We start from the raw sequence: 11078 nt of genomic DNA on the forward strand, positions 1-11078 counted from the left end.
AGGCAGAACCTCGAGACCGGATACGTTGATGCAGACTGACGAGCTTACTTCAAAATACACCCTTGCAGACGGGGCGGGCCATACGTTCATCTTGGTTTAAATATCCCGGGGGTGCGGGGGGCGAAGCGCCCCCGCCTACGCATCCTCCGGGCGCAACATCAGCCAGATCAGCGCCCCGCCCGCCAGCACCAGGAAGGGCAGCATCGCCAGGTTGACCGCATTCCAGCCCGCCACGACCGATCCGCCGCTGCAATTCATCAGGCCGCCCGAGGACAGCGAGGCCAGGAACACGCCGCCAAAGACCACGGCGTCGTTCAGGCCCTGAACGCGGCCCCGCTCCTCGGGGGCGTGGGCGCGCGACAGCATGGTGGTGGCGCCGATATAGCCGAAGTTCCAGCCCATCCCCAGCAGGATCAGGGTTGCGAAGAAATGCGACAGCGCGACCCCGGACAGGGCCGTGGCCCCGGCAAGGGCCAGCAGCAGCAAGCCCACCGCGACGATCCGTTCGGCGCCGAAACGGGCGATCAGGTGGCCGGTGAAGAAGCTGGGCGCGAACATGGCCAGCACATGCGCGCTGACGATATTGGCCGCATCCGTTGGCGCAAAGCCGCAGCCCACCACCGCCAGCGGGGTCGAGGTCATCACCAGGTTCATCAGCGCATAGGCCACCATCCCGCAGATCATCGCGACCGCGATCTGCGGCTGGCGCAGCAGTTCGGACACCGGGCGGCCCGCGTCCGCGTCGGCTTCGGCGGGCGCAGGCCTGGGGCTGTCGAGAAAGGCGAACAGGAACGGCCCAAGCGCATTGAGCCCGATCACCGCCAGGTAGGTCGCAAGGAATGGCACCGCCGTCAGCCCGTCCGTCGCCCGGACCACGGCAGGCCCGATGATCGCGGCGGCCAGCCCGCCCGCCATCACCCAGCTGATCGCGCGGGGGGCGTAATCCTCGGACGCGAGGTCGGTGGCGGCGAAGCGATAGAAACCTTGCGCCGACATGTAGATGCCGGTCAGCAGCGATCCCGCCATGAACAGCCAGAACGACCCCGCCGACAGCCCCCAGGCCGCAAGGCCTGCGCCCATGCCGCCCGCAAGAACCGCCAGAAGAAAGCCCGCCTGCCTGCCGCGATCCTGCATGAAGCGCGCCAGGGGACGCGCGGTCAGCGCCGATCCCAGGACGATCATCGACAAGGGCAGGGTGGCGATGCAGGGGTTCGGGGCCAGGATCTGCCCGGCAAGGCCGCCCACGATGAAGATCACCGACATCTGCGCGCCCAGGATCGCCTGCGCCGCGACCAGCACGATCACGTTGCGGCGGGCGCGCCTGTCGTCGGGGACCAAGGTCAGCCCCGGCTCAGCCGGGATGCGGCGTGCGCCCGTTCCTGGATCGCCCCCCAGTTCTCGGCGCTGACATCGGCGTCGGTGGCGATCCAGCTGCCGCCCACGCAGACCACGTTCGGCAGCGACAGATAATCGCCTGCATTGGCCGTCGAGATGCCGCCGGTCGGGCAGAAGCTGATCCGGGGCAGCGGCCCCGCCAGCGATTTCAGGGCAGGGGCGCCGCCGATAGCCTCGGCCGGGAAGAACTTCAGCATGTCATAGCCCGCGTCAGCCGCGCGCATCACCTCGGACGCGGTGGCGGCGCCGGGCAGCAGGGGCAGTTCCAGCTCCTCGCAGGCGGCGATCAGCCGGTCGGTCAGTCCGGGCGAGACGGCGAAGCTTGCCCCCGCGTCCTTGGCGCGCTTGGCGTCGTCCGGCGTCAGCACCGTGCCCGCGCCGACATGCCCGCCCGAGACGCCCGACATCGCCCGGATCGCATCCAGCGCGGCGTCGGATCGCAGCGTGATTTCCAGCACCGGCAGCCCGCCCGTGACCAGCGCCTGCGCCAGCCCCGCCGCCCGTTCGGCATTCCTGATGACGATAACCGGAATCACCGGGGCCAGCCTGCACAGCGCCCGCGTCCTTTGTGACTGGAGTTCAGGGTTCATCGCGTCACCTCGTCTGCCGGAAACTGCGGGCAAACTGCCCGCTGGCGGGGGGTGATGCAAGCGGTTTGGCGCCGGGTGGCACGAATTTCGTTATCGCTATCAGACCGACACCAGAACCGCGACGTAATGAATTGCCGCAGCCGTCACGACAAAGCCGTGCCAGATCGCGTTCTGGAACCGCAGCCTTTCCCAGATGTGAAAGATCACGCCCGCGGTATAGATAACGCCGCCAATCACGATCAGCAGCACCGAGACAGGGGGCAGGTTGTCGGAAATCGGGCGGAAGGCGATCAGCCCGCTCCACCCCATCAGGACGTAAAGCAGGATGGCCAGCCGGTCGTACCGGCCCGGCAGCAGGCATTTCAGCGTCACGCCAAGCAGCGCCAGGGTCCAGATGCTGACCAGCAGGGCCATTGCGGTCGGGTCAGAGGACGCCTTGTGCAGGAAGGGCGTATAGGTCGCGGCGATCAGGATGAAGATCGCCGAATGATCCACGCGGCGCAGATACCATTTCAGAACCGAAGGCGGCAGCATGTTGTAGATGAAGGACGCCGTCAGGCACAGGATCAGCCCCGCGCCATAGATCGCCGCCGCCCAGACCTCGGCCCCGTCGGCGGACATCGCGGTATGAAAGATCAATGCGGTCACCCCTATCAGGGCCAGGACAACGCCGATCCCGTGGACGATCCCGTCCGCAAGCACTTCGTAGAAATCGTATTGCCTGCCAAATCGGAACTGACTTTCTGACATGACGACACTCCGCATCAAGCCAACCCTGCCCGACCGGCCAGGTTCCGGCAACTGGCAGATTCGTCAGGTTTTATCGACCGTGCGGCCCGACGGGTCTTGCAAATCGGCCGCAAGGGGGCTATTTGCCCCACACTTCACAGGCAGGGGCGGGCCCTTGCGGGAGAAATCCGCAAAAGGTCCACCGGTTGGGGCATCCGCCCTGAATCCCCTGCCAAGGCGCAAACCGGAAAGGACATGGAATGGCGCTTCCCGAATTCAACCTCCGTCAGCTCTTGGAAGCTGGCGTTCACTATGGCCACCAGACGCAGCGCTGGAATCCGCGCATGGCGGAATTCATCTATGGCGACCGCAACGGCATCCACATCCTGGACCTGACGCAGACCGTTCCGATGCTGGACGCGGCCCTGCAGGTCGTGCGCGACACCGTCGCCAAGGGCGGCCGCATCCTGTTCGTCGGCACCAAGCGCCAGGCGCAGAAGCCCATCGCGGACGCCGCCGAACGCTCGGCCCAGTTCTACATGAACCACCGCTGGCTGGGCGGCACGCTGACCAACTGGAAAACCGTGTCCCAGTCGATCAACCGCCTGAAGGCCATCGACGAGACCATGGCCGGTGGCGCGGAAGGCATGACCAAGAAAGAGCGTCTGCAGCTTGAGCGTGAGCAGTCGAAGCTGCAAGCCTCGCTGGGCGGGATCCGCGACATGGGCGGCCTGCCGGACCTGCTGTTCGTCATCGACGTGAACAAGGAAGACCTGGCGATCCTGGAAGCCAAGAAGCTGGGCATCCCGGTCGTGGCCGTGGTCGATACCAACTGCTCGCCCGAAGGCGTGGACTACATCATCCCCGGCAACGACGACGCCGCCCGGGCCATTGCGCTGTATTGCGACCTGGCCAGCCGTGCAGCCCTTGACGGCATGTCGGCCCAGATGGGCGCGGCCGGCGTGGATGTCGGCGCGCTGTCCGAAGCGCCCGAGGAGCTGCTGGACGAGCCTGCCGCCGAACAGGCGACCGCCGACGCCTGATCGGCGCCCGCGTCCCGATACATTCACGGAACTGTCGTCAGGCGGGGATATGCCCCGCCTGACGCGTTGATCAAAGGAGACGGATCATGGCTATCACCGCCGCGATGGTGAAAGAGCTGCGCGAAACGACCGGCGCAGGGATGATGGACGCCAAGAAGGCGCTGACCGAAACCGACGGCGACATGGAAGCCGCCATCGACTGGCTGCGCACCAAGGGCCTGGCCAAGGCCGCCAAGAAGGCCGACCGCGTCGCCGCCGAAGGTCTGGTGGGCGTGCAGGTCACCGATGGCCGCGGCGTCGCCGTCGAGATCAACTCGGAAACCGACTTCGTGGCGAAGAATGCCGACTTCCAGCAGCTGGTGCGCGACATCACCGACATCGCCCTGACCACGGCGGACGATGTCGAGGTTCTGAAGGCCACGCACCTGAACGGCAAGCCCGTGTCCGAGGTGCTGACCGACGCCATCGCCCGCATCGGCGAGAACATGACCCTGCGCCGGATGCACTTGCTGGAAGGCGACACGGTGGTCTCGTATGTCCACAACGCCGCGACCGAGGGTCTGGGCAGGATCGGCGTGCTGGTCGCGCTGAAGGGCGACAAGGACAAGGCGCAGGCCATCGGCAAGCAGTTCGCCATGCACATCGCCGCGACCAACCCGGTCTCGCTGTCCGAGGCGACCATGGACCAGGCGCTGCTGGCGCGCGAACTGGAAGTCCAGACCGCCAAGGCCATGGAAGAAAACGCCGCCTCGGCCAAGCCGAAGCCCGAAGCCGTGATCCAGAACAACATCATCCCGGGCCGGATGAAGAAGTTCGTGGCCGAAAACACGCTGCTGGGCCAGGCTTTCGTGATCAACCCCGACCTGACGGTCGAGCAGGCCGCGAAAGAGGCCGGGGTCGAGATCACCGGCTATGCCCGCGTCGCCGTCGGCGAAGGCATCGAGAAGAAGGAAGAGGATTTCGCGGCCGAGGTCGCCAAGACCCTCGGCGGCGCCTGATCCCGTTCTTCTGACAACGGAACGCCGGTCCCGCAGGGGCCGGCGTTTTTCGTTTTGACGACCGGGCGATGCCGTGCCATGCACGGGCGCGAAACTGCCTTGCGGAACCATGCCATTCATCATCGCCATCGACGGACCCGCCGCCTCGGGCAAGGGCACCATCGCCCGCGCGCTTGCGGCGCATTTCGGCTTTCACCACCTGGACACCGGGCTGCTGTATCGGGCGACCGGGGCCAAGGGCGGCGATCCGGTGCTGGCCGCGCGGACGCTGGACGCCGATGACCTGGCCCGGTCCGATTTGCGCAGCGCCCAGGCCGGGCAGGCCGCCAGCCGCGTGGCGACCATCCCCGCCGTGCGCGCCGCCCTTGTGGATTTCCAGCGCCGCTTTGCCTTGCAGGAACCCGGCGCGGTGCTGGACGGACGCGACATCGGCACCGTGATATGCCCCGATGCGGCGGTCAAGCTGTATGTCACGGCCTCGGACCAGGTGCGCGCCGCCCGCCGCGCGGCCGAGCTTGGCGCCGACCCCGCCCAAATGCTGGCCGAGTTGCGGGAACGCGACCGCCGCGACAGCGAACGCGCGACGGCGCCCCTGCGGCCTGCCGATGATGCGGTGGTGCTGGACACCAGCGACCTGACCATCGCCGAGGCGATTGCCCGCGCCATTGCCCAGGTGGACCGGGCGCGGGTGTGACCCCTCAGCCGCAGGTCACCCGGGCGATCCAGCCCTTGGCGTCCATGAAGATGTTCAGCCGCCGGGGCTGATAGTCTTGCGTCACGACCTGGCCGGGGCTGATTTCCCGGCGGTCCAGTTGCGGGGGCAGGTAAACCTCGCCGATGTTCATGCCGACCAGCCGCTGGTGCTGGCTTATGTCGCAGCTTGTCGCGGCGACGGTCAGGCCATAACCGGTCGAGCAGGCCGACAGGATTGCGGCAGCCAGGATGGAAGGGATTGCGCGGGCCGATGGCATTCGATCACCTCTCTGTGTTTGAGGCAGAACGATTGCCCGGCCCGGGCGTTCCCTGCTTTTCCGCTGGTGGAGAAAAACAATGAAACAAGGACTTGCAGCCGTTCTTGTCGCAGCCCTGCCCGTGACGGCCCAGGCGTCGAGCGAGGAGGCGTGGGAGGCGTTCCGCGCCGATGTCGACCGATCCTGCCGCGCGCTGGTCGAAGCCCCGGCATCCGCAAGCGTCACGGTCGAGGTCAATCCCTTCGGATCGGACAGCTATGGCGCGGCGCTGGTCACGGTCGGCCCCGACCGGATGATCTGCATCTATGACAAGGCGGCGGGAACGGCAGAGCTGACGGCGCCCTTCGCGGACGCCGCAGCGAAATGACCTAGCTGGCCTGGGCAAAGCTGCCGCAGCCGAGGCGGGGCCCGGCATGGCCCGAGGGCTGGCCCACATAGTCGTCGGGCTGTTCGTGGATGATGATGGCCGACCCGTCCTCGTCCGCGATCATCTCCTTGGTCAGCCCGGCGACGAAGTATTCGACCATCAGGCTGCCGCTTTCGGGGACATGGATGTTGGGCAGGTCGCCCGGATGCGGACCGTTCGCGGCCATCACCCCGTGTTCCTTGTCGCCCGCCAGGTGCCCGCCCGCCGATTCAAAGTCGGGCGGCGTGCATTCGCCGGTCTGGTGGACATGCGCGCCGTGGATGCCGGGGGGCAGCCCTTCCAGTTCCAGCGTCACCAGCATCAGGCCCGAAGGCGTCGCGACCGCCGTGGCGGTGCCCCGGCTTTCGCCCTCGGCCGTCTTGATTTCCGCGATCATCGGCGCCTCGCCCTCGGACGGGGCGGCGGGCGCGGCGGTGTCCTGGGCTGCAGCGGACAGGGCCAGCAGCATAAGGGCGGCAGCGGTTCGCAATGGCATGGAAAGCCTCCTGAAGGTTGCGGTTCCGGTTTCAACGCGGTGTCCCGGCAGGTGTTCCGGCCCTTGAACCGCGCCGCGCGATTGGCGATAAGTCCCCCCGGAGATCCGCCCGAAAGGTAGCCGTCAATGCGCGTTCGCATCTATCAACCCGCCCGCAATGCCATGCAGTCCGGCAACGCGCGGACAAAAGGCTGGGTTCTGGAATTTCCGCCCGTGGGGCGAGAGATCGACCCCCTGATGGGCTGGATCAGCAGCGACGACACGCAAAGCCAGGTTCGCCTGCGTTTCGACACCCAGAAGCAGGCCGAGGATTACGCGCGCGAGCATGGCTTCGACTACGTCGTCCAGCCGCCGCACAAGCGCGCGCCGAATGTCCGCCCGCGCGGCTATGGCGAGAATTTCGCGACCGACCGCCGCGGCCCCTGGACGCATTGAAGAACGCGGCTGCGGGGCCGCGCCCTCAGGGCAGCATCGACCCCGTGTCGATGAACCGCTGGTGCCAGCTCAGCGCCTCGGTCAACAAGGACGGCGACTGCATCCCGTACGATCCCTGGCAGGCGCGCCGGAAATAGTCGGCCAGGTGCGGGCGATAGTCGGGATGGGCGCAGTTCTGGATGATGGCCGCCGCGCGCTGCTTTGGCGACAACCCGCGCAGGTCGGCCAGGCCCTGCTCGGTCACGATCACCTGCACGTCCTGGGCGATGTGGTCCACATGGGACGCCTGCGGCACGATGGCCGAGATCCGCCCGCCCTTGGCCGTGGACGGCGTCATGAAGATCGACACATAGGCGTTGCGCGCGAAATCCCCGGACCCGCCGATGCCGTTCTGGATGCGCGAGCCCATGATATGGGTCGAGTTCACGTTGCCATAGATGTCGGCCTCGATCAGGCCGTTCATGGCCAGGCAGCCAAGCCGCCGGATCAGTTCGGGATGGTTGCTGATTTCCTGCGGGCGCAGGATCATGCGGTCGCGGTAACGGTCCATGTCGGCATTGACGCGCGCCGCCGCCTCGGGCGAGAGCGAGAAGGCCGTGGCCGAGGCCATGCGCAGCTTGCCCGCGTCCAGCAGGTCCAGCATCCCGTCCTGGATCACCTCGGTGAAGGCGGTCATGGTGTCGAAGGGGCTGTCCACCAGGCCCGTCAGCACGGCATTGGCGATGTTGCCCACCCCGGACTGGATCGGCAGCAGCGACGGGGGCAGGCGGCCCTTGGCGACCTCGTGGCGGAAGAACTCCAGCAGGTGGCCGGCGATGGCCCGTGCCGTGGCGTCGGGCGGGGTGAAGGGCAGGTTGCGGTCGGGGGCCTCGGTTTCGACGATCGCCACGATCTTGGCCGGGTCGCAGCGCAGCCAGGGATCCCCGATCCGGTTGTCGGGGCGGGTCAGCGGGATCGGCATCCGGTGCGGCGGCAGGCGGGTGCCGTAATAGATGTCGTGCATCCCTTCCAGCGCCGGGTTCTGCCAGCGGTTCACTTCCAGGACGACCTTTTCGGCGCGGTCCAGCCAGGTCTTGTTGTTGCCGACCGAGGATGACGGGATCAGCGTGCCGTCCGCGCGGATGCCCGTCACCTCGATCACCGCGACATCCAGCGGGCCCAGGAAGCCCTGCCAGGCCATGGGGGCGACCTGGCTCAGGTGCATGTCGAAATAGTCCATCTCGCCCCGGTTGATCTTGTCGCGGGCGATGGGGTCGGAGTTGTAGGGCAGGCGGAACTCGATCCCGTCAGCCTTGGCCAGCGCGCCGTCCAGTTCCGGCCCGGTCGAGGCCCCGGTCCAGACGCGGACGCGGAAGGGGCGGCCCGCCCCATGTTCCGCCTCGATCCGCGCGGCCAGCGCCACCGGCACCGCCTTGGGATAGCCCGAGCCGGTGAAGCCGCTCATCCCCACCGTGTCGCCCGAGGCGATCAGCGCCGCCGCCTCGTCTGCGGTCATGATCTTCGAGCGGAGGTGATGGGGGGCGATGCGGGTCATGGCGTCCGTCCTGCGGAAAGTTCTGCGATCCCGTGCTTACGCCCGGGGGCGGGGATTGTGAAGCAGGGCCAGACCGTTGTCCGCGTATGGGGCGCGGGGGCGGCTGGCCCGGGTCACATCCCGGCGGCCAGGGTCACTGTCACCTCGATCCTGCGGTCGCCGCGACGGATCCCCAGCGTGACCGCATCCCCCGCCTGCCGCTGGTCCAGGGCGGCCCGCAGGTCGTCCGAACCCCCGATCGGCGCGCCGTCCAGCGACACGATCACATCGCCCAGGCTCAGCCGCCCGTCGGGCGTGATCCGCGCGGCCCTCAGGCCCGCCGCATCGGCGGGGCCGCCCGGCGTGACATCCAGCACCATCGCCCCGCTTATGCCCGCGCGCGCCAGCATGGCGTCGCCGCGCGGATCATGCGCGACGCCCAGGGTGGGCGGGGCATAGCGCCCCGTGGCGATCAGTTGCGGCACGACCCGGTTCACGGTGTCCACCGGCACCGCGAAGCCGATCCCCGCGCTGGACCCCGAGGGGCTGTAGATCGCCGTGTTCACCCCGATCAGCCGCCCCGCGCTGTCCAGAAGCGGCCCGCCCGAGTTGCCCGGGTTGATGGCGGCATCGGTCTGGATCAGCCCCCGGATCACCGCGCCGCGCTGGCCCGGAAGCTGCCGGTCCAGGGCCGAGACGATGCCCGTGGTCAGCGTCCAGTCCAGACCGAAGGGGTTGCCGATGGCAAAGACGCTTTGGCCCACCTGCAGATCCTTGCTGATGCCGACGGCCAGGGGCAAGGGCTGTTCGGCGCCCGCGTCGATGCGCAGCACGGCCAGGTCGTGTTCGGGCGCGGTTCCGACCAGCCGGGCCGGATAGGCGCGGCCATCCGCAAGCCGCACCAGGGCGCGTGTCGCGCCTTCGATGACGTGGTTGTTGGTCACGACATGGCCCCGGGCGTCCCAGATGAAGCCCGACCCGCTGCCGCGCGGCACGTCATAGGCGTTGCGGGTCCAGAAATCGACGACGCGGCTTTCCGTGGTGATCGAGACGACGCTGTCCCGCGCGCCCTCGAACAAGGCGATGGTGGTCTGCTCGCTTGAGGCCAGATCGCCGCGCGGCAGGATGGCGCGCGGTTCCCCGGGCGGGCTGCCAAGGACGGCCTCCAGCAGGGGAACCCCGCGCCAGACCAGGACCACCAGCATCGCCGCAAGCGTCACAAGCGCCAGCCGGGGCAGAAAACCGTCCTTTGCCATGGGTCGCATCCCTTATGCGGATGGTGTCGTGTCGTATCCTGTCACCAGGTCAGAACCACTGGCCGGGTTCCATCAGCCCCAGATCCATCAGCTGCTGCGCCTTCCATTGGAACGGTTCGGAATTGCGCCAGCGGAAGCTGCCGATGGCGTCGCGCGATCCCGGGTTCCTGGCCAGCGCCTTGGCCGCCCGGAACGAGGCGATGGCGGCGGTCAGGTTGTGGTGCCAGGGGCAGGCATAGGTGTTGTATTCGGGAATGTTGAAGCAATGGTTCGCTTCAAGGCGCAGGTTCGGGGCGGCACGGAACAGGGCGATGCGGTCGATCCTGCGGCTGGCGGTGGGAACATGCTCCTCGAACCGCCAGCGCAACCCGCCGTGGAAATCCAGCTGCCGCTCCAGCGGGTGGCCGTCGGGGCCCTTCCGGCCCAGGGCGAAATAGCCCGCGCGGTCGAACATGGCCTCGGCCAGGTTCACGGCATCCGGGTCGCGGGCCAGGTCGGGCGAATAGAGATCGACCACATAGGTCAGCATCGCCTCGCGCCGTTCCTCGACATGGAAGGCCAGAAGCTCGCCCACGCTGCGGGTTTCGGAAAAGGGGAAGAACAGGAACTCGGCGTTATAGCAGTAATAAAGCCAGGTTCCGGCGGGCACGGCGGGCAGGATCGCGTTCACCGCCTCTTGATGCGCATGGGGCCGCCGCGTGTTCCAGCGCAGGCCGGTGACGCGCGGGGCCAGATCGTCGGGCAGGGGGACGGGATCTGGCGACAGAGCCAGGATATGGCGGAAACCGATCTGCACATGGTGGCGCAGGGTCTCGGCCACGGCGGCATCGTCCTCGACCAGGATGATGGCGATCGGGCCGCGCTTCAGGACAGAGGGGCCGGATTTCAGGAAGTCGGGCAGGGACGGACGGTCGGTCACGGCATCACGGCCTTCACCTGGTCCAGCGCCTGGCGCAGCAGGTCGGGATCGGTTCCCGCCGTCTCGACCAGGCGCCGCAGCGTGGTCTTTTGCGTGTCGCTGATCGCGGCATTGTCGATGATCCGGGCGACCTGCGCGGCATCGAAGCCTTCGGGCGTCAGCAGGGACTGGATTTGCGTCGCGGCAAGGGCGGCGCTGGCGGCCTGGTCGGTCGCAGCGGCGGCATCCGTGGCGGCGGTCGCCGCTTCCTTGGCCAGTTCGGCGGCAGGGGCGGCGGCAGCCGTCGCGGCGGCCTCGGCGGCGCGGTCGGCGGCACTCAGCGCGGCT

Annotated in this window: 13 protein-coding genes and 1 pseudogene; 5 read left to right on the plus strand and 9 right to left on the minus strand. The window is 67.9% G+C overall.

The features are described from left to right. Nucleotides 1–135: 135 nt before the first annotated feature. From JX613_RS19035 to trhA, 3 genes are all read right to left on the minus strand, one after another. Entirely contained in the window at nucleotides 136–1338 is a 1203-nt protein-coding gene (locus tag JX613_RS19035; protein WP_419538850.1) for an MFS transporter, read from the minus strand. Between the two features lie 2 nt (nucleotides 1339–1340). Next, nucleotides 1341–1985, minus strand: a complete 645-nt coding sequence (eda, locus tag JX613_RS19040; RefSeq protein WP_207103050.1) for a bifunctional 4-hydroxy-2-oxoglutarate aldolase/2-dehydro-3-deoxy-phosphogluconate aldolase — start codon at nucleotides 1983–1985, stop codon at nucleotides 1341–1343. Between the two features lie 99 nt (nucleotides 1986–2084). Then, a complete protein-coding gene (trhA, locus tag JX613_RS19045) occupies nucleotides 2085–2735 on the minus strand; it encodes a PAQR family membrane homeostasis protein TrhA (protein ID WP_207103051.1) in 651 nt (216 codons plus the stop codon). A 239-nt stretch (nucleotides 2736–2974) separates the two neighbouring features. Between trhA and rpsB the strand changes: the two genes are divergently transcribed. The 3 genes from rpsB (at nucleotide 2975) to JX613_RS19060 (ending at nucleotide 5449) form a co-directional block, all read left to right on the plus strand. Further along, entirely contained in the window at nucleotides 2975–3757 is a 783-nt protein-coding gene (gene rpsB / locus JX613_RS19050; RefSeq protein ID WP_207103052.1) for a 30S ribosomal protein S2, read from the plus strand. A gap of 86 nt (nucleotides 3758–3843) precedes the next feature. Further along, nucleotides 3844–4755, plus strand: a complete 912-nt coding sequence (gene tsf / locus JX613_RS19055) for a translation elongation factor Ts (RefSeq protein WP_207103053.1) — start codon at nucleotides 3844–3846, stop codon at nucleotides 4753–4755. Between the two features lie 109 nt (nucleotides 4756–4864). Next, on the plus strand, nucleotides 4865–5449 hold the full coding sequence (locus JX613_RS19060; RefSeq protein WP_207103054.1) for a (d)CMP kinase: 585 nt from the start codon (nucleotides 4865–4867) through the stop codon (nucleotides 5447–5449). A gap of 4 nt (nucleotides 5450–5453) precedes the next feature. On the opposite strand, the gene JX613_RS19065 is transcribed toward JX613_RS19060, so the two are convergent. Beyond that, nucleotides 5454–5726, minus strand: a complete 273-nt coding sequence (locus JX613_RS19065; protein WP_207103055.1) for an I78 family peptidase inhibitor — start codon at nucleotides 5724–5726, stop codon at nucleotides 5454–5456. A gap of 79 nt (nucleotides 5727–5805) precedes the next feature. Here JX613_RS19065 and JX613_RS19070 point away from each other — a divergent pair, with 79 nt between their 5' ends. Then, nucleotides 5806–6093: a hypothetical protein gene (locus tag JX613_RS19070; protein ID WP_207103056.1), complete on the plus strand. Its 288-nt coding sequence runs from the start codon at nucleotides 5806–5808 to the stop codon at nucleotides 6091–6093. 1 nt (nucleotide 6094) lies between these two features. Here the strand turns inward: JX613_RS19070 and JX613_RS19075 are convergent, their stop codons facing one another. Continuing rightward, nucleotides 6095–6628 carry a superoxide dismutase family protein gene (locus tag JX613_RS19075; RefSeq protein WP_207103057.1) on the minus strand — a complete coding sequence of 178 codons (534 nt, stop codon included), beginning with the start codon at nucleotides 6626–6628 and terminating at the stop codon, nucleotides 6095–6097. 126 nt (nucleotides 6629–6754) lie between these two features. Here JX613_RS19075 and JX613_RS19080 point away from each other — a divergent pair, with 126 nt between their 5' ends. Next, a complete protein-coding gene (locus tag JX613_RS19080) occupies nucleotides 6755–7063 on the plus strand; it encodes an ETC complex I subunit (protein ID WP_207103058.1) in 309 nt (102 codons plus the stop codon). Between the two features lie 25 nt (nucleotides 7064–7088). Here JX613_RS19080 and JX613_RS19085 read toward each other — a convergent pair whose 3' ends face one another. The 4 genes and pseudogenes from JX613_RS19085 to JX613_RS19100 form a co-directional block, all read right to left on the minus strand. Beyond that, nucleotides 7089–8597 carry an acetyl-CoA hydrolase/transferase family protein gene (locus JX613_RS19085; protein WP_207103059.1) on the minus strand — a complete coding sequence of 503 codons (1509 nt, stop codon included), beginning with the start codon at nucleotides 8595–8597 and terminating at the stop codon, nucleotides 7089–7091. Between the two features lie 113 nt (nucleotides 8598–8710). After that, the gene (locus JX613_RS19090; protein ID WP_207103060.1) at nucleotides 8711–9832 is read right to left on the minus strand and encodes a S1C family serine protease; all 1122 of its coding nucleotides are present in this window, start codon (nucleotides 9830–9832) and stop codon (nucleotides 8711–8713) included. 49 nt (nucleotides 9833–9881) lie between these two features. Then, nucleotides 9882–10751 (minus strand): glycosyltransferase family 2 protein, encoded by an 870-nt coding sequence (locus JX613_RS19095; RefSeq protein WP_207103061.1) that lies wholly within the window; start codon nucleotides 10749–10751, stop codon nucleotides 9882–9884. Continuing rightward, nucleotides 10748–11078, minus strand: a pseudogene (locus tag JX613_RS19100) (hypothetical protein); the annotation flags it as partial. The gene JX613_RS19095 and the pseudogene JX613_RS19100, both read right to left, overlap by 4 nt.

It is taken from the genome of Paracoccus shandongensis (assembly GCF_017315735.1).
Taxonomy (GTDB): Bacteria; Pseudomonadota; Alphaproteobacteria; order Rhodobacterales; family Rhodobacteraceae; genus Paracoccus; species Paracoccus shandongensis.

Bases quoted from the DNA above. Each gene is read 5' to 3' on its own strand.
- rpsB (WP_207103052.1), top strand. From the start codon at position 2,975: ATGGCGCTTCCCGAATTCAACCTCCGTCAGCTCTTGGAAGCTGGCGTT.
- JX613_RS19080 (WP_207103058.1), top strand. From the start codon at position 6,755: ATGCGCGTTCGCATCTATCAACCCGCCCGCAATGCCATGCAGTCCGGC.
- JX613_RS19065 (WP_207103055.1), bottom strand. From the start codon at position 5,726: ATGCCATCGGCCCGCGCAATCCCTTCCATCCTGGCTGCCGCAATCCTG.
- JX613_RS19075 (WP_207103057.1), bottom strand. From the start codon at position 6,628: ATGCCATTGCGAACCGCTGCCGCCCTTATGCTGCTGGCCCTGTCCGCT.
- JX613_RS19085 (WP_207103059.1), bottom strand. From the start codon at position 8,597: ATGACCCGCATCGCCCCCCATCACCTCCGCTCGAAGATCATGACCGCA.
- eda (WP_207103050.1), bottom strand. From the start codon at position 1,985: ATGAACCCTGAACTCCAGTCACAAAGGACGCGGGCGCTGTGCAGGCTG.
- JX613_RS19090 (WP_207103060.1), bottom strand. From the start codon at position 9,832: ATGGCAAAGGACGGTTTTCTGCCCCGGCTGGCGCTTGTGACGCTTGCG.
- tsf (WP_207103053.1), top strand. From the start codon at position 3,844: ATGGCTATCACCGCCGCGATGGTGAAAGAGCTGCGCGAAACGACCGGC.
- JX613_RS19060 (WP_207103054.1), top strand. From the start codon at position 4,865: ATGCCATTCATCATCGCCATCGACGGACCCGCCGCCTCGGGCAAGGGC.
- trhA (WP_207103051.1), bottom strand. From the start codon at position 2,735: ATGTCAGAAAGTCAGTTCCGATTTGGCAGGCAATACGATTTCTACGAA.
- JX613_RS19070 (WP_207103056.1), top strand. From the start codon at position 5,806: ATGAAACAAGGACTTGCAGCCGTTCTTGTCGCAGCCCTGCCCGTGACG.